The 25,672-nt window shown below is 39.9% G+C and carries 21 protein-coding genes and 1 tRNA gene; 8 read left to right on the forward strand and 14 right to left on the reverse strand.

The features are described from left to right. The first annotated feature begins 88 nt into the window (after positions 1–88). Positions 89–511, forward strand: coding sequence for a hypothetical protein (locus ABDZ97_RS14045; RefSeq protein ID WP_343788947.1), 423 nt, complete (start codon positions 89–91; stop codon positions 509–511). 15 nt (positions 512–526) lie between these two features. Beyond that, positions 527–4,528, forward strand: a complete 4,002-nt coding sequence (locus ABDZ97_RS14050; protein WP_343788950.1) for a T9SS type B sorting domain-containing protein — start codon at positions 527–529, stop codon at positions 4,526–4,528. 67 nt (positions 4,529–4,595) lie between these two features. Here the strand turns inward: ABDZ97_RS14050 and elbB are convergent, their stop codons facing one another. Next, entirely contained in the window at positions 4,596–5,285 is a 690-nt protein-coding gene (gene elbB, locus ABDZ97_RS14055; RefSeq protein WP_343788953.1) for an isoprenoid biosynthesis glyoxalase ElbB, read from the reverse strand. A gap of 98 nt (positions 5,286–5,383) precedes the next feature. Here elbB and ABDZ97_RS14060 point away from each other — a divergent pair, with 98 nt between their 5' ends. Then, positions 5,384–5,788, forward strand: coding sequence for a thiol-disulfide oxidoreductase DCC family protein (locus ABDZ97_RS14060; protein ID WP_343788956.1), 405 nt, complete (start codon positions 5,384–5,386; stop codon positions 5,786–5,788). Positions 5,789–5,796: 8 nt separating this feature from the next. Here the strand turns inward: ABDZ97_RS14060 and ABDZ97_RS14065 are convergent, their stop codons facing one another. From ABDZ97_RS14065 to prmC, 11 genes are all read right to left on the reverse strand, one after another. After that, a complete protein-coding gene (locus ABDZ97_RS14065) occupies positions 5,797–6,927 on the reverse strand; it encodes a T9SS type A sorting domain-containing protein (protein ID WP_343788959.1) in 1,131 nt (376 codons plus the stop codon). Positions 6,928–7,284: 357 nt separating this feature from the next. Then, entirely contained in the window at positions 7,285–8,178 is an 894-nt protein-coding gene (locus ABDZ97_RS14070; protein WP_343788962.1) for a patatin-like phospholipase family protein, read from the reverse strand. Positions 8,179–8,228: 50 nt separating this feature from the next. After that, complete coding sequence (locus ABDZ97_RS14075; RefSeq protein WP_343788965.1) at positions 8,229–9,164, reverse strand: peptidoglycan DD-metalloendopeptidase family protein; 936 nt, start codon at positions 9,162–9,164, stop codon at positions 8,229–8,231. Positions 9,165–9,186: 22 nt separating this feature from the next. Further along, a tRNA-Pro gene (locus ABDZ97_RS14080) sits at positions 9,187–9,261 on the reverse strand. 106 nt (positions 9,262–9,367) lie between these two features. Then, entirely contained in the window at positions 9,368–10,246 is an 879-nt protein-coding gene (locus ABDZ97_RS14085) for an FKBP-type peptidyl-prolyl cis-trans isomerase (RefSeq protein ID WP_343788968.1), read from the reverse strand. After that, the gene (locus tag ABDZ97_RS14090; protein WP_343788970.1) at positions 10,243–10,761 is read right to left on the reverse strand and encodes an FKBP-type peptidyl-prolyl cis-trans isomerase; all 519 of its coding nucleotides are present in this window, start codon (positions 10,759–10,761) and stop codon (positions 10,243–10,245) included. Before ABDZ97_RS14090 ends, ABDZ97_RS14085 begins: the two co-directional genes overlap by 4 nt. Beyond that, positions 10,751–11,767: a DHH family phosphoesterase gene (locus ABDZ97_RS14095; RefSeq protein WP_343788973.1), complete on the reverse strand. Its 1,017-nt coding sequence runs from the start codon at positions 11,765–11,767 to the stop codon at positions 10,751–10,753. The genes ABDZ97_RS14090 and ABDZ97_RS14095 overlap by 11 nt, the downstream gene beginning before the upstream one ends. Before the next feature lie 115 nt (positions 11,768–11,882). Beyond that, complete coding sequence (dapA, locus tag ABDZ97_RS14100) at positions 11,883–12,764, reverse strand: 4-hydroxy-tetrahydrodipicolinate synthase (protein WP_343788976.1); 882 nt, start codon at positions 12,762–12,764, stop codon at positions 11,883–11,885. Positions 12,765–12,821: 57 nt separating this feature from the next. Then, complete coding sequence (locus ABDZ97_RS14105; RefSeq protein WP_425542675.1) at positions 12,822–13,280, reverse strand: DUF6913 domain-containing protein; 459 nt, start codon at positions 13,278–13,280, stop codon at positions 12,822–12,824. Then, entirely contained in the window at positions 13,280–15,295 is a 2,016-nt protein-coding gene (gene ligA, locus ABDZ97_RS14110) for an NAD-dependent DNA ligase LigA (protein WP_343788982.1), read from the reverse strand. Before ligA ends, ABDZ97_RS14105 begins: the two co-directional genes overlap by 1 nt. Positions 15,296–15,322: 27 nt before the next feature. Next, entirely contained in the window at positions 15,323–16,198 is an 876-nt protein-coding gene (gene prmC, locus ABDZ97_RS14115; protein WP_343788985.1) for a peptide chain release factor N(5)-glutamine methyltransferase, read from the reverse strand. Positions 16,199–16,494: 296 nt separating this feature from the next. On the opposite strand from prmC, the gene ABDZ97_RS14120 reads away from it, so the two are divergent. After that, positions 16,495–16,797: a hypothetical protein gene (locus ABDZ97_RS14120; RefSeq protein WP_343788988.1), complete on the forward strand. Its 303-nt coding sequence runs from the start codon at positions 16,495–16,497 to the stop codon at positions 16,795–16,797. Positions 16,798–16,808: 11 nt separating this feature from the next. Continuing rightward, complete coding sequence (locus tag ABDZ97_RS14125; RefSeq protein WP_343788991.1) at positions 16,809–18,641, forward strand: T9SS type B sorting domain-containing protein; 1,833 nt, start codon at positions 16,809–16,811, stop codon at positions 18,639–18,641. A 600-nt stretch (positions 18,642–19,241) separates the two neighbouring features. Here the strand turns inward: ABDZ97_RS14125 and ABDZ97_RS14130 are convergent. Then, the gene (locus ABDZ97_RS14130) at positions 19,242–19,616 is read right to left on the reverse strand and encodes a hypothetical protein (RefSeq protein WP_343788994.1); all 375 of its coding nucleotides are present in this window, start codon (positions 19,614–19,616) and stop codon (positions 19,242–19,244) included. A gap of 3 nt (positions 19,617–19,619) precedes the next feature. Beyond that, positions 19,620–22,400, reverse strand: a complete 2,781-nt coding sequence (locus ABDZ97_RS14135; RefSeq protein WP_343788997.1) for a T9SS type B sorting domain-containing protein — start codon at positions 22,398–22,400, stop codon at positions 19,620–19,622. Between the two features lie 97 nt (positions 22,401–22,497). On the opposite strand from ABDZ97_RS14135, the gene ABDZ97_RS14140 reads away from it, so the two are divergent. From ABDZ97_RS14140 to ABDZ97_RS14150, 3 genes are read left to right on the forward strand one after another with little or no spacing between them, the layout of a single operon-like run. Then, entirely contained in the window at positions 22,498–23,340 is an 843-nt protein-coding gene (locus tag ABDZ97_RS14140; protein WP_343789000.1) for a transketolase, read from the forward strand. Positions 23,341–23,346: 6 nt separating this feature from the next. Then, positions 23,347–24,705, forward strand: coding sequence for a vWA domain-containing protein (locus ABDZ97_RS14145; protein WP_343789003.1), 1,359 nt, complete (start codon positions 23,347–23,349; stop codon positions 24,703–24,705). A 4-nt stretch (positions 24,706–24,709) separates the two neighbouring features. After that, positions 24,710–25,666 (forward strand): transketolase family protein, encoded by a 957-nt coding sequence (locus ABDZ97_RS14150; protein ID WP_343789006.1) that lies wholly within the window; start codon positions 24,710–24,712, stop codon positions 25,664–25,666. Positions 25,667–25,672: the final 6 nt, after the last annotated feature.

A 25,672-nucleotide genomic window follows, 5' to 3' on the forward strand; every position in this document is an offset into this window, starting at 1 on the left:
AAAAAAGTCAACTTTTCATTCTTCTCCCCTTTGGATATATTTCTATAAAAAAATAATTTTGGGATGAAACCCTATTATTACTGTACATATGTTTTCGCAAAAACGATTCATTCCCTTCATAGCGGGATTTGCTTTATTTACGTATACACTTCCAGGTTATTCTCAGGAAGTGATCAACCAATCTGGTATTCAAATTACTTCTTCTCAGATAAGATGTACTTCTACAAAAAACGGAACCGATAACTCTTATATAAGTCTGTCTTTAGAGAACACAACGGACAAACAAGTAACCGTTAGTTTCTATAAACAACTCTGGTATAATAACAATTGTATCAATTGTAATGAAACTTCCGAGGAGTACCTGGTTCAGCAAACGCTCTCTCCCTATGAAAAAATGGAAGGTAACTGCACGAAAGAAAACATGCAACTTCTCATCTTCCACTCCATGCCCAAACACCTAAGCAAAAACACATTAACAAAACATAAACTTATTGACATACAGGTCAAATAAACAAAAACGAATACCATGCTATTACGAATATTTGTTCTATTTTCAGTCTTTATCATTTGGAGGACTGATCTTTGGGCGCAACCATGTGATATCACTACTATCGCATCTCAGGAGACAATAACATGTGGAAACTGTACAACTCTATCAGCTTTCGGATACGGAGCAGGAAATATCGCTTTTCAGGAAGATTTTAACTCCGGGTCGCCTGTCGGATGGCAGTTTACTCAAGCTGTTACTATTGCTAATAACACATGTGGAGTTCCCTCTCCGGACGGCTCACCATTTATGTGGATGGGAGACGCGTCTGTAAATCCCAGAAGTATGGAAACTGTTCCGTTTGACCTCAGTCAGGGTGGAGTAATCTGCTTTGAAATGCGCTATTCTATACAGGCAGGGGCTTCTCCATGTGAGGGTCCTGACCTCTCCAATGAAGGAGTTTACGTACAATACTCTACCGATAACGGTGCGACATGGAACACTATACAATACTGGGATCCCAATGGTGGAAATGATCCGCAACTCACCAACTGGAATGAATATTGCGTAACAATTCCAGCAGCAGCTCAAACTGCAAACACAATGATCAGATGGTATCAGGATGATGTATCCGGAGCGGAGTATGACCATTGGGGTATTGATAATGTTCTTATTACTCTGAATGATCCCAACTTTGAAATTTCCTGGGTCCACGACGGTTACTCTTATGGCTTGGGACAAAGTGGTGGTGAAAATCCAAATCAGGTTTGTCCGACGACAACAACTTCGTATGAAGCTATTATTACGGATGGAGTAGAAACATGTAATAGTACAATAACCATTGTTGTGGAAGATCCTGTACTTATTGTTGATGCCGGAGAAGATACCACATTTTGTCCCGGAGAATGTATTGATCTCGATGCCGAAGCCAAAGTGATTGTAAGCCCTGCAGGAATAAAAGAGTTTTGTGATGCAACCATTCAAGAGATAACAGGAGCTTTCGGTATGGTAAGCAATTCCATTGAAATTAATGTCACTGGGTTAAATTTAGCTACGGTTACATCAGATTATATCACCTCTGTATGTATTACCGGATTACAGTTTTTTGGACAAAATATTTTCCCTCCGTCAACGGTTGATTTATCTAGCTTTGATATCTCACTCTCCTGTCCTTCCGGGCAGTCTGTTCAGCTAGTTACCTCTGGTGATTTATCGGGTCAGAACCTTAGTAGTCTTGGTCAGGAAACCTGTTTTACATTACTGGCTACTCAGCCAATCAGCAATGGAACCAATCCTTATGATGGTGACTTCCTTCCTACAAACGGTAACTCATTGAATGATCTCGTAGGGTGTAGTACAGAAGGAAACTGGACATTAACAGTGAACACAGACGCAAATATTGGATTTGGTTTTTTCAATGGCTGGTGTATCACATTTGACGATCCTGAAATTAGCTATGAAGCAGATTTTGCATGGACTCCGGTAACTGATATGACCAATGAAACAACATTAACACCAACGGTCTGCCCTACTACCACCACAACTTACACTTTGGAAGCTTCTGATGCCAATGGTTGTATCAGTACTTCTGACCAGATTACGATCAGTCCTTCATCGGATTGTTGTGACCTTGTTATTGATGATATTCAGATTACTCCTGCATCATGTGGTGCTAATGATGGTGAAATTACAATTCAAACATCAGGTGCTACAACCGGGTTAATTTTCAGTATTGATGGAGGAACAACCTTTCAACCATCAAATGTATTCAGTAATTTACCTGCCGGTAACTATGCTATTGTTGTAACAGATGATAACAACTGTGATGTTTCTGATAATGTAACTATTAGTAATAATGGTGCTCCCGTTATTGACGATATACAGATAACAGGCTCCAATTCATGTACTGCGTCAAACGGTTCTATATCTGTCACCGTTTCCGGAGGTACACCGCCCTATCAGTATAGTTTAGATGGTGGAACGACTACTCAACCGGGAGCTAACTTTACAGGTCTTAGCAGTGGGAATTATACTGTAACCGTTATTGATGATAGTGGTTGTGAAGTATCCAGCTCAGTTATTACTATTCCCGGATCAGGAGGAGCGATAACCGCAGATACTGATACACAACCGAATTCGGCCTGTTTATCCTGTAATTATGATGGCCCTTCTATCATGATTAATGAACTAATGATCTCTCCAAGCAGTGGAGACGGATCTATATCAGGTGAAGGCGGTTCAGGAAACGGGCGTGGTGAGTGGATCGAACTGTACAATCCAAACTGGTGTGACTCAGTGGATATCTCCTGTTACTATCTGGGGAATAGTGCTCCCGGTAGTATTGGCGGAACAAACTCAGGAGGTTACGTAATCCCTCAGGGAACGATTGTACCACCATTAGGATTCGCGTTGATAAGAGGAGCGAACGCCTCACCAGTCCCCTCACAACTTCTGGTTGAAAACGGAGGGAATGTTGTCGAATTAATTGTGCCTTATAACATTACCGATCCCGGAGTTTGTGTGGGAACAGGTACACAACGCCTTTGGTTTCCTAATGCCGGAGGATGGTTTGCTTTTTATGATGCTCAGGGTGTTCCCCAGGATGCTGTAAGATGGGGAATGGGAAATACAACTGATTTAGATGGTACGCCTTGTGTTCCGCAATCCAATTGTAGTTTTTCCGGTACTCTGGATAGTTATAATACAATTCCTGATGCAAATAAAAATCACGTCAGTACTCTGGATGCCGGATCTCATATCGGGCAGTCTATTCGAAGAATTCCTGACGGAGGGACATGGGATGGAGCAGGAGCTCCTTCTTTGGCCACTTGTAATGATCCTTCTAATTGTCTTGCTGAAACCGGAATCAGTTTTTGTAACGGAACAGCTACAGTTACCCCTCAAACCGGAACAGCTCCATTTAGTTATCAATGGGATGATCCGGCATCACAAACCTCTCAAACGGCTTTAAATCTTTGTGCAGGAAATTATACTGTGGTCATAACGGATGCCAATGGTTGTACTGCCACTTTTTCCGTGACTGTGGACGAGGATATTTTTACAATTGAAGCTACAAGTATTGATCCCATTTGTTATGGTACGGATGGTAGCATTAGTGTCACAACAAGTCCGGTAACAGGTAATTATCAGTTTGACTGGTCAGCCAATACAGGAATAACAGATAATCAAACAACTACAGCAGACAATCTTGGTGTAGATACGTACTCTGTATCGGTAACCCGCGGAGGATGTACAAGAGATACTTCTATTACACTCACATCAAATGGTATCGAAGCCATTGTAATTACAACCGAGTCAACCGAATGTGGTTTTGATAATGGAGCACTTTCCGTTACTGAAGTAACGGGAGGAACACAACCCTATTCTTATCAGATCAACTCCGGTTCTTTTGGTTCCTCAAATCAATTTACTGATTTAGCTGCAGGTAACTATACGGTTACTGTAGAAGATGCTGAAGGATGTGAATACACAGAAACGGATATTTTAGTTGACCCGTCGAATGGTATTGAGAGCATTACAGCCTTCAGTACTGAAGCTACATGCGGTTTTGATGATGGACAAATTATTGTTGAACAGGTTTTCGGAGGTGAGGCACCGTATTCTTTCCTTTTGAACAATACGCTAACGTCAGAAGAAGGTGTATTTACAGATCTTTCTGAAGGTGAATATACGCTGACAGTTGAAGACAACAACGGATGTATTCTGGAGAATCTGTTCACAGTTCATACAGCTGCATCAATTGAGGAAGTCATTGTTCCAAACGTGTTAACACCCAATAATGATGATGTGAATGATTACTGGTTTGTAACCGCTGATTGCGTAGAGGAGTTTGAATGCTCTATTCTTAATCGATGGGGAAATCTTGTCTACCAGTACAATGATATTTCAGGCTTCTGGAACGGGAAAGACCTGGGAGGAAATGACTCCAGTGAGGGCGTGTACTTCTATAAAATAACATTGAAGTATTACTCCGGAAACTCTGAAGATTTACACGGGTTTATTACCCTTGTTCGAAAATAATAACTACTCACAATAAAAACGGGGCGGTATTTAACCGCCCCGTTTCTTTGTATATATACTTCAATAGCTATGCTTCAATTAAATTAATTGTCTCTTCGATAGCTGACTTAATATTGTTTCTTACTTCTATCATATTTGCGTCCATCATATAACAAGGAGCCGAAACAATTCTATTTACCGTATCTACCTGCACTTCTTTAACTGTTTTAAAAACAGGTTCTACTCCTGTCTGTTTGATTCCATCCGAGAATCCCTGAATATCATAAGGCGAAGATTCTTCTGTTGTTCCCAACGTCATGGTCGCATGAATATCGGAATCTTCAAGAGCTTTTGACACAACAACCGGACTAACACATAGGGCACAAACCGGCTTACCGATATTTATCATATTAACAATTAACAATTTGACTTCAGGTAGAACCATTCCCTCCGGACCTTCAAATGCCCAGGAAGTAAAGTTTTTCGCAGACCCAAATCCTCCCGGGATTACCAGAGCATCAATATCCGCAGGATCAACTTCTGTAATGTCTTTTACATTTCCTCTCGCAATACGTGCAGCCTCTATCATCATATTGCGGCTTTCTTTCATCTCTTCTCCTGTCAGGTGATTAACAACATGATGTTGCGGTTTATTTACCGAAATACAAATGTATTCTGCTCCCGCTTCCTGAATAGCAAGCATTGTAAAAACCGACTCATGAATTTCTACCCCATCATACACTCCGCACCCTGATAACAATACACCTATCTTCTTCATATCCTCAAATCTGTTTTCTGTTTCTCTGATTAATTTCGACAACGACTAAGATAAGAAATGTTAAGCAATGGAATAAACTTATTCGTATTTTAGCAGGTATGAATGATTTTCATCAAATCGTTTTTTATGATGGCGATTGTGGCTTTTGTAACCGGTCGGTAATGTATATATTACGTCACAATAAAAAGGATCCCTTTTTGTATTTCGCCTCTCTTCAATCTGATTTCGCAAATGATTTTTTCCGGAAAAAGGGAGAACCTTTGCCCGATTTATCCTCTCTGGTTTTCTTTGAAAATGGACATTTCTATTATCGTTCAACCGGTGCACTCCGAATAGGCAAGCATCTGAAGAGGTATAAATTCCTATCAGGAGTAGTATTACTAATCCCTGTTATCATTCGGGATAGTGTATATAACTTCATTGCCAAACACCGAAAAAAAATCTACAAACAGGAAACCTGTCAACTTCCTTCTGAGAAAGAACGGCATCGTTTTCTCGGGTAACCCAATCGTTAGAATAGAATAACTTTTTGCGCTTTTTGGCTCCCTTCTTCAGTAACACTAACTATATATAATCCTTTTGGAAGTGAAGACACATCAAAGATCACCTGGTCTCCCGTATCAATAGCAGGTATCTTTACTTCTTGCCCGGTTGAATTGATTATTTTCACCAGGCTGATCTCATCACTATTCACAACAAGTGTCTGATCAGACGTATTTAGGTAGGCGAATAAATGCTCTTCACGAGCACAATCCACTGTAACTACTCTCAACATCTCTCCCTCTCCATTAAAGTCGGTCTGTGAGAGTTTATAATACATGATCTTCTCATAGTCTGATACATCTTCAAACTCATACGTACTACTATTAGTTGTCGTTCCGCTTCCATCTACTTGCCCTACTTCCCTCCACGAAACACCATCTACAGATCTTTCAATCGTAAAATAGTCATTATTACTTTCAGAAAAAGTTGTCCACCTTAGTATTGTTTTGTTATCATCTTCACAAACGGCCGTAATATCCTTTAATTTAACAGGAAGAGGAAAACCACCACAATCCACACTGTTAATCTGAAGGTTATAGTTTCTGTTCTGACTGGAAGACATTGCACTACTCCAACTGGAGCCCCACCCCACTTTACCTGAATAAATTCCAGGTCCGGCATTATTCGTTCTATCGAACCAGGGTTCCTCATACGTATTATCACTCCCTCCCCTGTTTTCAATTAAAAGTTCAAGGTTTTGAATACCATCGTAAGCAAAACCTGTGGACAGTACAAATGTGTAAGTTCCGGTTGAACTAAAAGTCATATTCCCTGACCAGACCTGTATAAAACCAGTTGTTCCCGGATATCCCGGAGAACTACTATAATTAGTTACTGAAGTATGTCGCATATATATTCGAATATTGTTGTACGTATACGACCCAAAAGGAGAATGATTATCCAAACGAAATGATAAAGTGGTCAGCGTTTGTGCCCCTCCCAACTGAAAAGGCATATATAACCCTGCTGACCAACTGTAAAGCGCCCAATCATCGTCTGTGGTAAATGGGAATTCCGGAGTATTCAGAGGACAATCAGTCTGTCCGGAAACAAAAAAACTTGAAATAAAAATACTGGTAGCTAGTAGTAGTTTGTTCATGATGTTACGTTTATGTTGACCGCAAAAGTACATCATAATCAATCTGATACAAAAAAAATATTATTTTTTTATCAAAAAAGAATGATTAGTGTTAAAATTAATGTAACACTTTGGTAAGAATCAAGAAACAGTAACCAACTCGTTCTGTATCTATATTTTAGGACACTTCTTGCAGTGTTTACCCTTCTTCTTATAGTTCTTACAACACTTACTTTTCTTTCCACAACAACCTCCATCCAAAACAGGAATGTCTTCAGAAAAAAGAGGAAAATTCACTTCCAATCCATTAAGATTTTTCGCTTCCATCTATTTAGATTAAATCCAAACAAAAATAAGCAAAAAAACGTTTGATTAGAATCAGGCGGATAATTTTATTGTCATCAAATTAAAAAGCCGATCAAATTTAGGGGTTGCTGCACGAAGGTAATTGACAGAATCATTAACTAAACCGGAAATATTTTCATCCGAAGTATCATCAATGCTTTCGTTTGCAATCAATAGATCAGGTTGTAAACGTACATAGATCAGATTTTGATCAAAATCCATCTGCTTCTTCATGTATGAATGTGTCTTTACCACCTCACTATCTATCCAGTCGGTCTTCTTTGTTACGCAAGATCCCGTCCCTAAAGAAACTACTAATAGTTTATCATTCGGAAATAATTCCCTTGCATACTCGTACGCATGTTTCGTTGGATTCTTTGCGGTCAGCATTCCATCAGCCAGTTCCCGATCCCGATATCGAACAGGAGGAAAATATCCGGGGACAGCTGAACAAGCCATAATCACCTCTGACAATTCCGTAGCGTTTTGCTCTTCTGTATTGTTTTTAAAAAAATAGGGGGAGTTTTCAACCAAATCATAACTAACAAACATATAGTTATGTTTCAGATCACTCATACGATAGTTACCAAAACTGGACTCCAATACCAATCGGAAAGGGTAAACATATCTGTGAGAACTATTCCCATTACTTTTATTAAAAATCTGGTGTCCCCGATTCATATACATATTCAGCATATCTCTTACCGAATATTTCATCGAGCCATCCGGATTCTTTAACATCAGACCACTACTGATTATGGTTCCTGTTGAAGTTCCAACAAATAAATCTACTAAATCAGGGATTAGAACTTCATGACCTATCACCCTGAAGTTCTCTACGATATGATCCAACATAATCAAAGGAATAATACCTCTGATTCCCCCTCCGTCAATCGACAACACAACTCTATATCCGCACGTATCCATGGATACAACTTACGAAAAAAAAGAGTGTCAAACAAATTTTTGTGATTTTTTTAACGAACGCGAAGTGTCTGTCCTATCTGAAGGATAGTCGTCTGGCGGATTCCGTTTAACGAGCACAAACGCGACACAGTTGTTCTGTATTTTGCGGCAATGTGCCCCAATGTATCCCCGGAACGTACTTTGTGATACGTCGCTCCTGATGTTGACGCAGAACTGGCAGAAGATGATGAATAAGAAGGACTTCCTTTAAATAGTCCACTGTGTACAAACAGGTTCTCATCCACCAGTTCTTTTTTATCAAAATCAATGATTCGTTCCGGATTGATCGGAATATCGAAGAATCGTACTTCAAAGTGGAGATGCGCACCATACGACCTACCTGTATTTCCACCAAGCCCAATAGGGTCTCCTGCATTTACCAATTGATTGGGAACAACCATATGCTTGGATAAGTGTGCGTAAAATGTCTCCAAGCCATTGTAATGGCGGATAATTACAAGATTACCAAAACCGGACTCATTGTATTTAGCGTAACGTACTCTCCCTGAAAAGGCAGCTCGAACGGTATCTCCTGTTCGCAAACCAATATCAATTCCATGGTGAGGACGACCTCTTCTCCATCCGTAACGAGAAGTTACTCTTCCGTCAAATGGCATCACAAATTCGGAATACATCGAATCCACTGTACACAACCAGATTGTGTCTTTCAGATCTGAGTAACTATTTTGCAAATTGGAAGGATAGCAAACTTCCGTATCCCAATCATGTGTAAAATTCAGGGTGGAATCTGCCGCAAGAATATCATACAGGTAGCTATTCATGATACCGTCAAAGTGCATATCCTCCAGATATTCCCAGGTATAATTTGAATAGATAACCATTGGACCTCTTTCAGAATCCAAGGTATCCAGTACGTATTGAGACCGAGCCGTTAATGCGGAAGCAAAAATGATAAAAAACAGAGTGAATCGGATAGTAAACTGCATGATTTTCAAGTATTTTAAAAAGTCGGGGTGAGAGGATTCGAACCTCCGACCACACGCCCCCCAGACGTGTACTCTAACCTGGCTGAGCTACACCCCGAGCTCATTAAAATTCAAAACTTCGCAAAGATAGCAATCTTTTTGAGTTTTAGGATGTATACTACTTCCTCCAACTGATTTTTGTACGAAAGATTATAGATAATCAATTAATTAGCATCCAAAATTTTGAGGATACGCAGATCAAAAAACACACTCTCGTTTGGTTTAACCAAATTCAGGTTCCCCTTCGTTCCAAAAGCATGTCTGGCAGGAATTCGAACCCATAACTTATCACTTAATTTAGCCTTCGACAATGCTATATTTAATCCCGGAAGGTTGCTTCCTCCTCCAACTTTCAACTGATAAGGTTCTCCGTTCTTAAAGGAATTATCATAACGAGGGTTTGATTTGGCATGCGCGAAATAGTCTATCAGAATTTCGTCCCCTTCTTTTACTTCAGGCTGTGTCTTTCCCCGATTAATGACCCATACCTCTACACCATCGACGGTATAATCAGGTGCACTAACTTCGTTTACTTTTAATGTGATAACATTATCTGCATTCGGAGGAATAACACCCGGAATTCCTTTTTCTCCTCTGGCATATTTCGCAGGAAGAAAAATGTCTACCTCATCGCCTTCTTTTAACTCCTTAACAGCTATATCCCATCCTTCCGTCTGCAATCCCCAGCCGACCATATACGGTATGGGCTTCCCCAACTTCTTGTTGGTATCAAATACTTTTCCGTCCGTAAGTCGACATGTATAATCTATCCAAATAACGTCATTGTCTTTTACCTGCTCCCCACTACCTTTCTCCTTGTACACAATATAAATACCATTATTCAGGAAAAGTGTGTCAATCGGAGCTTTTTCAATTTCGGGCGTTATAACCTCAGAAGTTATCTTTTCTGTAGAGTCCTGACTTTCTACTGATTTTCCGTTCTCACGAAATGATTCATCCTTTTCTTTATCTACACCTGAAAAATTACAGGAAGCAACAATCAAAAATCCTAGCAGTAAAAGACTTAATTTCTCGTATTTCATCGGCTCAATCCAATTAAGTGAATATCAAAAATAACGGTTTCCAAAGGAGGTATTTTATCCATATCTCCTAATAGGCCGTGCGCTAAGTGACTTGGAATAATCAATTTTGCCCGGTCACCAACCCGCATGTACTTAATACCTTCCTGAAGTCCGCTCTCCACTTCGCTTCTGTCAATCAAAAATGATTCCGCCCCAGTTGAGTCTGACGAGTAACAAACCGTGCCATCCAATAAACTGATTTCGTATTCTACCTTTGCAAACCAACCGGCTCTTGCAGAATCTCCTTCTCCATGTTCATAAACCATATAGCGAAGTCCTGTTCCTGATTCTGTCATTTTCCAATCCGGTCTTCTTTCCAAAAACTTTTGGATTACATATTCTTCGTCTTCTGACCAGGACTTATTCAGTTCAACGGATTGCTCCTTTGTCCACTCAATATTCTGCTGTTTTTCTTCTTCTCCACAACTCTGGAGTACCAAAGCTATACCCAGCAATACGCAAAAGCTATATTTCATTTTTCAATGCTTTTTTAAATCGTTCCACAGCGCTTTCAATCGGTAAATCCCATCTTCCACCGGCGGCGTTTTTATGTCCTCCGCCATTGAAATATTTCGCTGCTATCTCATTTACCGGATTATCCTCTCCCTTGGAACGGAAAGAAATTTTTATGTAGCCTTCACTTTCTGAAAAATAGGCTGCTCTTTTCATTCCCACTATTGATAAAGCAACATTTACCAGTCCTTCGGTATCTCCTTTTTTATAATTAAAGCGCTTCATTTCTTCTTCTGTAAGCGAAATAACTGCCGTATCCAGATCTTCCCAGATTTCCATTTTTTCGGCCAGCGCATATCCTCTTAACTTGATCCGGTCAATCGTATTGGTATCATATACATTTTCATGCACTTCGTATTGTTTGACTCCCGCCCGAATCAGTTTCGCTATAATTTCGTGTGTTTCCGGTTTTGTTGACGGAAATCGAAATGAACCTGTATCTGTCATAATTCCACAATAGAGTGGCGTACCGATCAAATTGTTCAATTTATCCTCATGTCCCGAAGCGATAATAAGTTCGGCAATCATTTGACTGGTCGAACAACAAGAAGGATCAGAATATGAAAGATCAAAAAAGTCTTTATCAGGATCCAGGTGGTGATCAATCATGATTTTCTTTGCTGTCGCTTCTTCCAAAGCTGGTCGCATATCCTCTCCTACACGTCCGGGAGCATTAAAATCGAGGTGTATTACGAGATCTGCATTAGCAAAAAGTTCTTTAGCGAATTCATTTTCCTGCTGCCAGCTATGCACCTGATCAGCTCCTGTCAACCATGACAGAAAATCGGGAGCAGGATCCGGATGACAAATACAAGAATCAATCCCTAACGACTGAAGGAAAAAATACATTCCTAACGAACTCCCTATGGAATCTCCGTCAGGTGATTTGTGTGCTGTAATTACAATGTTATTTGCGGCTTCAACTTCTTTCAGAAAGCGAAGACTATTCTCTGCGTTAAATATGGACATGTACCTCGTTCAATTTTTGCCCTAAAGGTATGAATTTTGGCTGTATAACGTTAGTATATACTTTCGTTACGCAATCCCTTAAAAGCTATTGAAAACAGGTGCGATTCCTGAAAACTTATACCAACGCGTTCATTTCTCCCACTATTTTTTCTGACAAAGCAGAAGAAACATTAACAAGTGGAAGGCGCATATACTTTTCCATTATTTTCCTGAAGACCAAGGCTTCTTTAACTCCCCCTGGATTTCCTTCTGCGAAGAATAATCCGGTAACAGGCAATAGTTCATAATGCAGTTTACGTGCCAACTCCCAATCTCCTTTTAAGCCTGCATGTACCATTTTACCGAATTTTTCAGGAAGAGCATTTGAAACAACAGAAATAACTCCGTCTCCCCCACACGCAAGAATTGGTAACGTAAGCGCATCATCTCCTGAAAGAAGAAGAAAATCGTCCGGTTTGTTACGAATAATTTCCATGATCTGCTCTAAACTTCCGGAAGCTTCTTTCATAGCAACAATTGTCGGAATTTCGGAAAGTCTCAACGTTGTTTCTGCTACTACATTCGACGAGGTTCTTCCCGGAACATTGTATAAGATAATCGGTAAATCAGAGACCTCTGCTATATACTTGTAATGTTGATAAATCCCTTCCTGTGTAGGCTTATTATAATAGGGAGATACGGAAAGAATTCCATCTACCAGTGACGTATCAACCTGCTTGATTTTTTCAGCAACATCAACTGTATTGTTTCCTCCCACGCCATAAACAATGGGAAGTCGCTTATTGTTTACTTCCGCTACCGTTTCAAGGACCTGCTGTTTTTCAGTTGACGATAATGTCGGAGACTCCCCAGTAGTACCTTGTACGACCAGAAAATCTGTCCCCCCATCCAGTTGCAACTCTACCAATTTTCGCAAAGCAGTAAAATCGATTGAATAATCTGATGTAAAAGGGGTTACCAAAGCTGTCCCTACTCCTGAAAAACGTTTAGCGTTCATACGTTGAATCTATTTAATACCTAACTGATACAAAGTTGGCGAAAGTTTTGAAATATTTTATCTTCTCAGAACATACTTTCTGAATAATCTTACTTTTTCAGAAAACTGATTGCTACTATCTGAAAACACTGCTGAGTAAAAATCTTCTTTTGGAGTAAATCCAATCTTTAGTCCGTTTTCCGTCTTTTTGAATAATTTTCGTACTTTTTCCGGAAATTCAAAAGGAAAAACGACCAAAACTTCAAAGTCACCTAAGAAATAATGCTTCAAATGTTCATTTTTGAGCTTCCCGAAAAGAGAGAAATCCGTCCCATTCATTTCATTCGGATGTCGAACGTGATTCTTTGCACCCGCCTTTCGCTTATCCGGTTCCCATACAATAGTCTCAAGTTGTAGTCCGGAATTCATTTCTTTCATTTCCAGTAATAATTCCCGAAATTTCTCCTGTTCTGTATGATTCAATACAGGTAGAATGAACAAAACACGTTTCCAGTCTTTTATATTACCAACCTCCATCAAGCCTTACCAATTAGGGTTAAGAACTCTTTTTCGCTTATTATCTGAACACCTAACTTTGTGGCCTTTTCAAGTTTTGCTGGCCCCATATTTTCGCCCGCCACAAGATAGGTAGTCTTTGCTGAAATTGACCCCACGTTCTTCCCCCCATTGTCCTCTATCAGCTTTTTTAATTCATCTCTGCTTACGGTTTCAAAAACTCCTGATACAACAACAGAAGCTCCTTCCAGCAGATTGGATGCCAACTCTTTCACCTCCATCTCAAACTGGAGCCCACTATCCCGAAGACGACGTATGATTTCGATATTCTCCGATTGCTGAAAATGATACTGGATACTCATCGCAATCTTTTCTCCGATCTCATCCACAGCTATCAATTCATCAAAAGAAGCTGCTATCAGTTTATCAATCGACCCAAAGGCCTTTGCTAATTTTTTTGCAACAGTCTCTCCTACAAATCTGATTCCTAACGCAAACAAAACACGTTCAAAAGGTATTTGCTTGCTGGCTTCAACTCCCTGCAACAAATTATTGACCGATTTATCAGCCATCCGATCCAGTTTGACAAGATCATCAAACTGCAGATGGTAAATATCTGCCACATCATGTATCAATCCTTTTTTGAAAAGCAATTCAATAGTCTCTGCCCCCATTCCATCAATATCCATTGCTTTTCTACTGATAAAATGCTCCATACGCCCCGTTATTTGTGGGGGACACCCTAACTCATTCGGACAAAAATGCTGTGCCTCACCTTCTCGGCGGATCAATCCGGCCTTACATTCAGGGCAAAACTCTATAAAACTTACTTTTTCCGCACCCGATTGACGAAGCTCAGTATTTACCCCCACGATCTTAGGAATTATCTCCCCTCCTTTTTCCACATATACAGCATCACCAATATGTAAATCCAATTTCTCTATCTGGTCAGCATTATGGAGAGAGGCTCTTTTTACGGTAGTTCCTCCCAATGCTACAGGTCGTAAATTTGCAACAGGTGTAACTGCGCCTGTCCTTCCCACCTGAAAGTCAACCGACTCAAGAATCGTCTCAACTCTTTCTGTTTTAAACTTATACGCAATCGCCCATCGAGGAGACTTGGCAGTAAACCCCAGATCATCCTGTTGCTGATAACTATTTACTTTAATAACAACTCCATCTATTTCAAAAGGCAAGTCATTTCGTTGTTTATCCCAGAAATGGATAAACTCCATAATTCCTTTTATAGTTGTATGCTTTTCAATGTATCGTTGTTTAACGGGAGGAATCTTAAATCCCCATTCTCCCGCATGTTGGACCATTTCAAAATGTCCTGATTCTACTCCGTCGGCTCCATAAACACCATATAAAAAGCAGTCCAGACCTCTCTCTGCAACCACAGAAGAATCCTGTAACTTCAACGTACCTGACGCTGTGTTTCTCGGATTAGCAAACAAAGGCTCTCCTAATTCTTCGCGATAATTATTCAGTGCATGAAAATTCTCCAGCGGGAAAAAGATTTCTCCTCTGATTTCAAAATCTTCAGGAAAATCACCTCTGAGTTGAAGAGGAATTGTTCTGATTGTACGCACATTTGCAGTAATATCTTCCCCCTGGGTTCCATCTCCCCTAGTAACGGCCTGAACGAGCTTCCCTCCCACATAACGAATCCCTATCGCTACGCCATCGTATTTAAGTTCACAAACATACTCTAGGTCTCCAGAAGCCAGTTTTTTCAACCTTGCCTCCCAATCGGTAATTTCCTCCTCTGAATAGGTATTAGACAAAGAAAGCATCGGGAAACGGTGTACAACCGAAGGAAACTTCTTTGTTATATCTCCACCTACACGTTTCGTCGGACTATTTTCATCGGCAAACTCAGGAAACAAAGCCTCCAACTCCTGTAATTCTTTCAACAACATGTCAAACTCGAAATCAGAAATTTCAGGTTCTGATTGTACATAATACAAATAATTATGATGATTCAGTTCTTCTGTTAATCGTTTAATCTTATCCTCTGCCTGTTCTTTTGTCATGATTGAAAGTCATTTTCGGGGCGAAAATTACGCATTTTCAGCAAAAACCATTCGTTCCTTCTCCTGCAAATCCGTCAACACACTTACGTGAATAAACTTGTGTTCCTGTACTTGTTTTACCGTCTCTTGTGCCAGATCCTCATGTATTTCAAATCCTAACAAACCTCCGCTCAGTAGACTCGTTGAAGCATACGCTGCTATTTCCCGGTAAAAGATTACTGGATCATCATCTTCAACAAACAGAGCAACATGCGGCTCAAAACTCAATACGTTAGTACACATATCCTGCTTATCACGCAACGGGATATAAGGAGGATTTGACACAATGATATCCCACTTTGCATCCTTCAACACCTTACTCTCTCTCCATTTTAATACATCTACCTGATGAAAGGCAACTTCTAATCCGGTACTTATAGCATTTTCTTTCGCTAGTTCTAACGCTCCCTCCTCACTATCTACTCCAACAACTTCTGCCGTCGGGAAAGCTGACTTCAAACTCAAAGCAATACAACCTGACCCTGTACATAAGTCCAGTATTCTCAATCCTTCATAACCGTCCCGCTTATTTACAATCTGGTGAACCAATTCTTCCGTTTCCGGACGGGGAATCAAAGCTCTTTTGTCCACCTTCAACCTCAATCCAAAAAATTCCGTATCCCCAATAATATACTGTAAAGGTTCATCGTTCAACAAACGTTTCACCACATCTCTGAAAAAAAGCAAATCGGATTCAGACAATCCCTCCGTTTTATTCAACATCAGATCCGAACGGGAAAAACCGAGACGTTTCTCAAATGCAAGATGCTGGATAACCCTGATTTCACTCTCGCTAAACCTGGGACTCAATCTCTCTTTCATATAATCCAGACAGGCAGCTACTGTATTCTTACTTACAAACATGTTCTATTTTTCTAACAACAAAAGTAATTTTATATTCTCGTAAAACTTTTCTCTCGTCCTTTTCAATGGTTCATTTTTAACTTTATTGCTCATCTACTTACCCTGTTAAACGAACAAAAACAACACTTCATCCCGAAAGAATAATAATTACAAGAAATTTTTGAGCTTTTCACTCTCTAAGCCCCTCTGCCTCTACTAGTATTTAGCAAGTCACAATTCCATTCAAAAAGCAGAAACCTAAGCAACTTTAGCTGTTTTTTAAACGTCTAATAAGTATATTTGTAAAAAATATAACAATGAAAAAACTTATAATTTCAATACTTTCTTTACTGTGCATAGCGACATCTTTCGCACAGGAACAACCTAAATCAAACTCAAGCAACACAAGTGTCCAAAAAGATCGATTTACATCAATCGCGGACGTTGATTCATATATTAAAGCAGTTCAAACTAAGATTGAGTATGTAAAAAACACTCCTGAAGAACATGCTATAGCACTTAAAGAGGGTTGGTACGAAAAAATGGAAAAGAACATTCAGAAAGCTCTGATTCAGAGAGAGGAATTGGTCAAAGCTTCTGAAGATAACAACAACAAATAAAACCAATTGACATGAAACACATACATTTTTTCATTGGATTACTGGCTCTTGGTATATCTTCTTTCGCTAACGCTCAGGGGAACAATTGTATCAATGCAGCCCCTCTGTGTACTGATTCACCCATTACTTTTCCTGCCGGGACCAACTCCGGAACAGGAGAAACAGGTCCTGATTACGGGTGTCTGGGATCGGAGCCTAACCCGGCATGGTATTTTCTTCAAATTGCTGACCCCGGGTCTATCACTTTTACTTTAACAACAAGTCCTTCAGAAGATATAGATTTTATTCTTTGGGGACCTTTTGCTAGTCAGTCAGCACCTTGTACGGATGATTTGACAGATGAGAATGAGGTAGATTGCTCATATTCATCTGCTTCTACAGAAACAGCCGTGATTCCAAATGCTCAAACAGGAGAGTTGTATATTCTACTAATCACAAACTACTCTAACGATCCTACAAATATATCAGTGTCTCAAACAGGAGGAACCGGTACAACGGATTGTGGAGCTGTTATTCCCTGTGATCTGGTTGTAGATGCAGGTCCTGACATTAATATCTGTGTAGGCGAACCTCAACTTCTTAACGGATCTTTTACTGATGATGCAGGTAATACATCTTACACCTGGACGTCTGTTCCGGCAGAAGCTGTAAATGATCTGGATGATCCGACATTGCTAACACCTACATTTACTCCGACAATAAATTATGACTCAGTAGTGTTTACTCTTACAGTCGCTGATGACGGAGCTTCTTTAGGTACTTGTACACGAACTGATGAGGTTACAGTTTACTTCAGACCTCTCCCCTCATTATCTTACAATCCGAATGTTTGTCCTAATGATGATGCCTCCTTTGTTTTTTCGGGAACAGAAGGTGATACTATCAATTACACATTAAACGGTGTAGCAGGTATAGCTGCAATTGATCAATCGGGTGAGGTTGTCATTACAACAGAAAATGTCACAGAAAGTCAGGAACTAATCCTTACCAGCGGATCTATCGGAACATGTCCACTTTCTGCGGACGATTTAGATAGTATCGGAAATGGATTTATTACAATGTATCCGATATCAATAGATACACTCATTCAATATCCTGCCGATTGTGGTGTTAACAATGGAGCTGTACAGGCTGTAGCTTCCAACTTCCAGGGAACACCTAGTTACCTGTGGAGCGGACCAGGTCCAGACAGCCCGAATACTTTTCAGGCTACAGTTTGGCAAAATCTTTCATCGGGATGGTATTACTTCTCGGTCTCTGATAATGTTTGTACAATAAATGATAGTGTATTTGTAGAACAAAACAATCAACCTGTTGCACAATTTGAGGCTGATCCAACCTCAGGAAATGCACCATTAGATGTTGTATTTACAAACAACTCAGAAAATGCAAGCTCCTTTGAATGGGACTTTGGGAATGGTGAAACTGCCAGCGTAAATGATATGAGTTCTCAAAACACAACGTATGGTCAGGAAGGTGTTTATATCGTAACACTTACAGCCATTGAAGGAGAATGTACAGATGTGGCAACTCAGGAAATTGTGGTAAATCTTATTTTACCTCTTTCTTACGACCTTCCGAATGTATTCACTCCTAACGGAGACGGAAGCAATGATGTATTTACTGTGAATCCGCAAAATGCTACCAGTATGAGTCTTTCAATTACCAATCGCTGGGGTAATGTTGTCTTCCAGTCGGATGACATTAACGCAACATGGAATGGTCGGATAATGAATACAGGAGAAATGTGTGCCGAAGGGGTATACTTCTACAACTTAAAGATTGCAGGAGCCGATTTAGAGCAAATTTCAGAACACAACTTTGTGCACTTGGTACTGGAATAAAATTTTAAATTTCTTTTTAGTTAACGATAAAAAGATCCGGGAAGAAATCCCGGATCTTTTTTATTTACAACGGTCTAGAATAGACATACTGTTTGGAAATAATCACAAATATCTTTGAATAAACTACTCCCCCGAAACAAATGATTAAACCATCAGAGTATCTTATAAACTATTCTCCTCTTCCTATTATTCATAAGACAAAGAGCGGTAATCCACTCTAAATACCTGACTAGTTAATGAAGAAAATGAAATCTTGGGCTTTTTAAGCTTTTCCCTAGTTTCCAAATCTTTAAACAGGAATACTCATCACTATTAAACACAATATTCTAAGACACCAAATTCATTATAGCATTCAGTCACTTAACCTCCCTTGGACTTCCTGATAAGTTGACTGATGATCTTCAACTAAGACAGTAACTCATAGCCTCAAACTAATACGTAATTATCTGATTACATCGAACTCTCGCTGGGCAGAATCTTTCTTCTATAAAAACAATGTCAACTTATATTTGAGAGACAAAGCATCAAAACAAAAAAAGAGGACTCAATTAATGAATCCTCTTTTACTTTCATAGTTGTTTTTTAGCTTACAGCTTCTTATTAATTTGCACGTAGCACCTCAAGCTCTTCTACAGGATGGCTTTCTCCATCGATTACAATAGTGGTAATACCCATATTTTTCAATGCAGAAATCGCATAATTTACATCCTTTTCAGGTTTAAACATTAGAACTACACGATACACATTACCTTCTCCTTTTTCGTACGTAAACTTCAGGTGCTCATACAATGGATTCGTGTAATTTATCATATTGGTAAATTCCTCCTGAGTTGCTGTAACCTCAAACCTTGTAGATTTGAATCGTGCCTCTGTCTTAAACAAATTCTCTTTCACTGAATAATGAGCAGTTAATTCCTGTGCATATCCAAAATACCCCAGGCTTAATACAGCCAAAATAGCAACAAACTTTTTCATAATTTACTCTCGTATTAATTGAACGAAACCATGCTTCTCAAGAATTTCTCCGTTCCATGTTTCTGTTTTCACGTTATAAAAATAAACTCCTTCTCCTAACTCTTCTCCTGCCTCATTCGTACCATCCCACTTAAAGTCAGGACTTGTATATACCCGAATCACATTCCCCCATCGATTAAGAATAGCAATTTCAAAATTCTCAAGTCCGTCATACTCTTTCAACTGGAAGAAATCATTTAAATCATCCCCATTAGGAGTAAAGACATTAGGCACCTCAAGATCACAAAGAATAAAGTCCACAAGAATTGTATGACTATATGATCCACATGAATTTGAAACAGTCACCGTATACTCACCTGGTTCATCAATATTTGTTGCTTGTGCCTCATATCCATTATCCCAGGAATAAGTCTCATTTTGTTCCAAATGAAGCGCCTCTACATAATAGACACTTCCTCTACATAAAACCGAATCTCTCGCCTCTGTCCAGGGATACCTGTTGAAATCAACATAAGTCGTGTCCGAATCATTACAAACATCTTCCGAATAAACGAAACCTACAGTTCCCATGCCTTCATAAACAGCATTGGTATTCAGGTCGTTTTCATCAATAAAAGTAACATCCAAATCATCCAAAACAGACCACACACCTGTGGTTACACCCTGATTACCAAACATAAACAATGTGTCATCACAAACTAAACTAAAATCATTCAGAATGATTTTGTCCTGTGTATCAATGATAAACAATGTGTCATTTGTACAACCGCTACTATCTACAAGCGAAGCCTGGTACTCTCCGGCAGGAAGATAATTAGAGAAATTCGTCCCTATTACCGATCCTCCTGAGATCCATTCGAATGACTCAAGCGCAAGTGAATCTGCAGCAAACAGAAACTCCTCATCTCCGGGACAAACAAAGAAATCAGAGTCAAATCCAAAGTTCTCCGGAATAGCTACTGTAACTGTCATTTGATCATCGGAATAACATTGTGGAGCTCCTTGCGGATACACTGTAATCGTAAAAGTTTCTTCTCCCGTAACAGTAGCATTCGGATTAATAATATTCGGATTATCCAAATTATCAGGACTTGTCCATTCGTATACCAGATTTGAGAAACCATTAGCTGTAACTGTTGCTCCCAACTGAACAACATCAGTACCAGTTGTATTACAAACAAGAATATCATCTAATGCCTGCACAACAGGTGGTTCTTCAACATTTACGACTAAAGAAGTATCATTAATACACCCAAAGTTATCAATCACCTCATAATTCAGTGTATACTGTCCAACCTGATCTGGAGTTCCCTGAAATAAATTATTGTTATCTGAAATACTCCCCCAAGGATAAGAACTTGTCCAATACGAACTATCCTGATGTTCCGGAACGACAACATCAATTGTAATATTCTCCGCTAATAAGGCCGGGTTTACATTGATCGAGAAACCAAAAATCACTCCATCATCTGCCGCCCAATTATCCGTAAATATAATAGTCCACACATCATTCAGCGGACATCCGATCAAATCATTTAAATTACCTACCGGAGCATAATCCCCTGCAGGAATAGATGCACCACCTACAGCAACATCTACCCAGGTCTGTGTTGCAGTTGGCGTAAAACAATAGTTATATCCGACTCCAATTGTAGAAGGGTCATCACAATCCACATTATCTGCCTGAACAGGCTCTCCAAGGTTAGCACTCCCCCCTCCTTGCTGGTGAAGCGTTACCGTTTGTCCTGTAGCACATTGAACCTGTAAAACAAAATCCCCGATAAATGAATGCTCTATCTCTATACATACACTTTGTAAGTCACTTATATCCGTAAGTGTTGCTCCGGGAATATATCCTCCCAATTCCAACGTATGCACCTGCGCAATTCCGTACTGCTCATCATCCACACATCCGTCGGCAATCGTAGATGAATTAGGAAAACCATTCCATGTATTTCCATATGTTTCAGGTGTGGCTTCAATAGAAATAGATTGTCCCAAACAGATGGTCGTATCTGTTGGAAAGCCTTCAAAAGATGGTCGTGGCGCAACATAAACACGCAAACCTGTAGAGTTCATACTTTCACATCCGTTCTCATCTACGACTACTAATCGAGGCGTATAATATCCAGGCTCAGTGAATGTATGCGTTGCATTTTCCTGAGCAACCGGTGCCGAACCATCCTGAAAATCCCACTCATAGCTCACAATATTAAACCCTGAAGGTGAGTACGATCCGTTATTCAAAAAATCTAATGGAACGTCCAAACATGCCGGAATACTATCTCCCGCAATTCCGGAAACAATAGCATCTACAATAGGAGGTGTACAAGGAGCAACACACGTTACTGCCGCTGTAAATCTTCCTCCCCCTGAGGCATCTGAAACAAACCGTATTGTTATACACCCAGTAGGATTTGTAGCTGATGCAGCCAATACAATCCCCTCTAATTCATTATCAACATATGATCCGATTAACGGTGCTCCCGTATTATCCCCATCATAAACGAACATAGAATCTGCAGAACCACCAACAGCGTCCAGATTAAACAGGTTAAACTGAATGAAAATTTCATCATTCGCCGGATCAGGCGGGCAAAATGTAATCGTTATATCTTCGTTATCCGAATACCCTGGTCCTCCCTGTCCTCCTGAATCAATAATAAAACCTGCACATGTACTAAATGTAGCTCCATCATTTGCCGAAGTATAATCAATTTGATCCTGTTGTGCCTTCAAAAGAAAAGGAAACGCAAGACCAAATAGTAATAAAACTTTCTTCATTTTCTACCGTTAATAAACTGTTTATACATTATTCTGTTTAAAACGAAATAGTACGCCAAAAACACTAACTTTGCACAAATATTATGAAATAATCCTTATGCAGACATCAGAACTTCAACGAATCGCTTCACAGGTAAGACGTGATATTGTCAGAATGGTTGCAGCAGTTAATTCCGGACACCCGGGTGGGTCATTAGGTTGCGCTGACTTCCTGACTACGTTATACTTTGATACTATGAGAATTACCCCTGAAAATTTTTCTATGGATGGGGTAAGTGAAGATTTGTTTTTTCTTTCAAACGGACACATCTCGCCCGTTATTTATAGTGTTCTTGCTAGAAGAGGTTATTTCGACGTAAAAGAGCTTGCCACATTTCGTAAGCTTAGTTCCCGCCTTCAGGGACACCCCAGTGTCGATAAAGGGCTACCCGGAATACGAATGGCATCAGGTTCTCTTGGACAAGGTCTTTCGTGTGCGCTTGGTGCAGCTTTGACGAAAAAACTAAATAACGACGACACCGTTGTCTACTCACTTCACGGAGACGGAGAATTACAAGAGGGGCAAATTTGGGAAGCTGCAATGTACGCAGCAGCCAATAAGGTAGACAATATTATTGCCACAGTTGATTACAACGGCAGACAAATAGACGGAGACGTAGAAGATGTTCTGTCACTTGGAAATCTGGCACAAAAATGGATGGCTTTCGGTTGGGAAGTACTTGAAATGGACGGACATAATATTGATGAGATTAAAGACACATTGTCAAAAGCTAAGTCTAAACTTGGAAACGGAAAACCTGTAGTTATCCTGATGAGAACAGAAATGGGTCAGGGAGTTGATTACATGATGGGATCTCACAAATGGCACGGGGTCGCTCCAAATGCCGAGCAACTTGAAAACGCGCTTGGACAACTGGAAGAAACTCTGGGAGATTATTAATTTTAGATGCGGAAAACCTTTTTTGTCATACTGTTTAGTTGCATCTCGTTGGGAAGTTATGCTCAACCAGATGAGTTGACTCGAATTCTTTTCGTTTTTGACGCCTCCAACAGTATGAATGCAAAATGGGACGGATCAACACGTATTGCAATTGCCAAAGAACTATTGATTAAAGCGGTTGACAGTTTGCGTGGTGTTCCGAATCTTGAGCTCGGTTTACGCATATATGGTCATCAGTCACCAATTACTCCTACCTATCAGGATTGCGAAGACACCAAGCTTGAAGTTCCTTTCACAAAAGGCAATCACAATCTGATAAAAGGAAAAATCAGAGGAGTCATTCCTAAGGGAACAACTCCGATTGCCCGTAGTCTTGAAGCCGCTGCAGATGACTTTCCTGATAAAAATGCCCGAAATGTTATCGTTCTTATTACCGACGGAATTGAAGCATGTGATCATGATCCTTGTGTAATAGCGGATAAACTTCGCGCAAAGGGGATTTCCATTCGCCCTTTTGTTATCGGAATCGGGATTGATATGGAATACCTGAATCATTTCGATTGTATAGGAACCTATCTGGACGCGAATAACAGAACTTCGTTTGCCAATGTTTTAACCACTGTTATAAACAGTGCTTTAATAGCAACTACGGTTCAGGTTAATCTGAACGATATATATGGCACTCCTTCTGAAACAGACGTGACATTTAACCTGTATGAATCCGGTAAAAAAATTCCTTTGTATTCGTATACACATACGTTGAATAAATTCCGTCTTCCTGATACATTAGTGATCAATGATCGGGTAACATACGATCTAGAAGTATTTACTACTCCTGTCGTATCTAAAAGCGGTATTACGATCAAGCGAAATCAACATAACATTATTGAGATTGATGCTCCAAGAGGGACACTTCACGTTCGCTTTTCCAATGCTCTTCGGGAATACCCTGTTCAGACGCGTGTCATACAACACGGAAAAAGTAAAACACTGAACGTCCAGGAGATGAATCAGGAAGATGCTTATATAGTGGGGAAGTACGATCTGGAAATAATGACACTCCCGAGGATTTACCAAACGGTAGAAATCAATCAAAGTAGTAAAAAGACGATCAATATTCCTGCACCGGGAATTCTGTTGTATACGACAAGTAAAAAGATATCCGGGCAGTTATTCCTGATTACTAGCACCAATGAAATGGAGTGGGTAGCCAATCTTGATGAACAGGCACAATCCGGCACGTGGAATTTACAACCGGGTAATTACCGGATCGTATACCGTCCTCTGAATGCAATGAATACATTGCACACTGATAAAAAAGACTTTAGAATATTATCCAATAAAACAACTTCGTTAAATTTTTAGTAGCATGCAAGAATTTGAAATTTTTGGGAACAAGGATACCCGTTCAGGTTTTGGAGAAGGACTTCTTGAAATCGGAAAGAAAAACCCGAATGTTGTTGCACTTTGTGCTGACCTGACCGGCTCATTAAAAATGAATGCCTTTCAGAACGAGTTCCCGGAAAGATTTTTTCAGGTAGGAATTGCTGAAGCCAACATGATGGGACTCGCTGCCGGAATGACAATAGGAGGAAAAATTCCTTACACGGGAACTTTTGCAAACTTCTCTACCGGACGTGTATATGACCAGATTCGTCAATCCATCGCTTATTCTCAGAAGAATGTCAAAATCTGTGCTTCTCATGCCGGACTAACTTTAGGTGAAGATGGTGCCACACACCAGATTCTTGAAGACATCGGTATGATGAAAATGCTACCAAACATGACCGTTATTGTTCCTGCTGATTTTAATCAGACGAAACAGGCTACAATTGCAATCGCAGATCATGTAGGTCCTGTTTATTTACGATTTGGTCGTCCTTCAGTTCCTATTTTTGTTAAACCGGATGCGAAGTTTGAAATTGGAAAAGCAGATGTTCTTATCGAAGGAACAGATGTAACAATCATAGCATGCGGACATCTTGTGTGGAAATCAATCGAAGCTGCTCAGGCACTTCATGAAAAAGGAATTTCTGCTGAAGTTATCAATATGCATACGATAAAACCACTAGATGAAGAAGCTATTCTGAAATCTGTTGCAAAAACAAAATGCGTAGTAACAGCAGAAGAACACATGAGAAATGGTGGTTTGGGTGATTCCGTAGCACAGGTACTGGCAATGAACACTCCTGCTCCTCAGGAATATGTCGCGGTCAATGATACTTTCGGAGAAAGTGGAACCCCGAACGAACTAATGACCAAATACCATATTGACACAGTTGATGTTATTGCAGCAGCTGAAAAGGTACTGGCTCGCAAAGACTAGTTTCTC

The organism is Wandonia haliotis, assembly GCF_039523435.1.
Taxonomy (GTDB): Bacteria; Bacteroidota; Bacteroidia; order Flavobacteriales_D; family Crocinitomicaceae; genus Wandonia; species Wandonia haliotis.

What these genes read in the sequence shown, in the direction of transcription:
- elbB (WP_343788953.1), bottom strand. Translation starts at nt 5,285, where the DNA reads ATGAAGAAGATAGGTGTATTGTTATCAGGGTGCGGAGTGTATGATGGG.
- ligA (WP_343788982.1), bottom strand. Translation starts at nt 15,295, where the DNA reads ATGACAAAAGAACAGGCAGAGGATAAGATTAAACGATTAACAGAAGAA.
- ABDZ97_RS14070 (WP_343788962.1), bottom strand. Translation starts at nt 8,178, where the DNA reads ATGGATACGTGCGGATATAGAGTTGTGTTGTCGATTGACGGAGGGGGA.
- ABDZ97_RS14045 (WP_343788947.1), top strand. Translation starts at nt 89, where the DNA reads ATGTTTTCGCAAAAACGATTCATTCCCTTCATAGCGGGATTTGCTTTA.
- ABDZ97_RS14095 (WP_343788973.1), bottom strand. Translation starts at nt 11,767, where the DNA reads ATGTCCATATTTAACGCAGAGAATAGTCTTCGCTTTCTGAAAGAAGTT.
- ABDZ97_RS14150 (WP_343789006.1), top strand. Translation starts at nt 24,710, where the DNA reads ATGCAAGAATTTGAAATTTTTGGGAACAAGGATACCCGTTCAGGTTTT.
- ABDZ97_RS14085 (WP_343788968.1), bottom strand. Translation starts at nt 10,246, where the DNA reads ATGAAATACGAGAAATTAAGTCTTTTACTGCTAGGATTTTTGATTGTT.
- ABDZ97_RS14145 (WP_343789003.1), top strand. Translation starts at nt 23,347, where the DNA reads ATGCGGAAAACCTTTTTTGTCATACTGTTTAGTTGCATCTCGTTGGGA.
- ABDZ97_RS14075 (WP_343788965.1), bottom strand. Translation starts at nt 9,164, where the DNA reads ATGCAGTTTACTATCCGATTCACTCTGTTTTTTATCATTTTTGCTTCC.
- ABDZ97_RS14065 (WP_343788959.1), bottom strand. Translation starts at nt 6,927, where the DNA reads ATGAACAAACTACTACTAGCTACCAGTATTTTTATTTCAAGTTTTTTT.
- ABDZ97_RS14090 (WP_343788970.1), bottom strand. Translation starts at nt 10,761, where the DNA reads ATGAAATATAGCTTTTGCGTATTGCTGGGTATAGCTTTGGTACTCCAG.
- ABDZ97_RS14140 (WP_343789000.1), top strand. Translation starts at nt 22,498, where the DNA reads ATGCAGACATCAGAACTTCAACGAATCGCTTCACAGGTAAGACGTGAT.
- ABDZ97_RS14120 (WP_343788988.1), top strand. Translation starts at nt 16,495, where the DNA reads ATGAAAAAACTTATAATTTCAATACTTTCTTTACTGTGCATAGCGACA.
- ABDZ97_RS14105 (WP_425542675.1), bottom strand. Translation starts at nt 13,280, where the DNA reads ATGGAGGTTGGTAATATAAAAGACTGGAAACGTGTTTTGTTCATTCTA.
- ABDZ97_RS14130 (WP_343788994.1), bottom strand. Translation starts at nt 19,616, where the DNA reads ATGAAAAAGTTTGTTGCTATTTTGGCTGTATTAAGCCTGGGGTATTTT.
- dapA (WP_343788976.1), bottom strand. Translation starts at nt 12,764, where the DNA reads ATGAACGCTAAACGTTTTTCAGGAGTAGGGACAGCTTTGGTAACCCCT.
- prmC (WP_343788985.1), bottom strand. Translation starts at nt 16,198, where the DNA reads ATGTTTGTAAGTAAGAATACAGTAGCTGCCTGTCTGGATTATATGAAA.
- ABDZ97_RS14050 (WP_343788950.1), top strand. Translation starts at nt 527, where the DNA reads ATGCTATTACGAATATTTGTTCTATTTTCAGTCTTTATCATTTGGAGG.
- ABDZ97_RS14135 (WP_343788997.1), bottom strand. Translation starts at nt 22,400, where the DNA reads ATGAAGAAAGTTTTATTACTATTTGGTCTTGCGTTTCCTTTTCTTTTG.
- ABDZ97_RS14060 (WP_343788956.1), top strand. Translation starts at nt 5,384, where the DNA reads ATGAATGATTTTCATCAAATCGTTTTTTATGATGGCGATTGTGGCTTT.
- ABDZ97_RS14125 (WP_343788991.1), top strand. Translation starts at nt 16,809, where the DNA reads ATGAAACACATACATTTTTTCATTGGATTACTGGCTCTTGGTATATCT.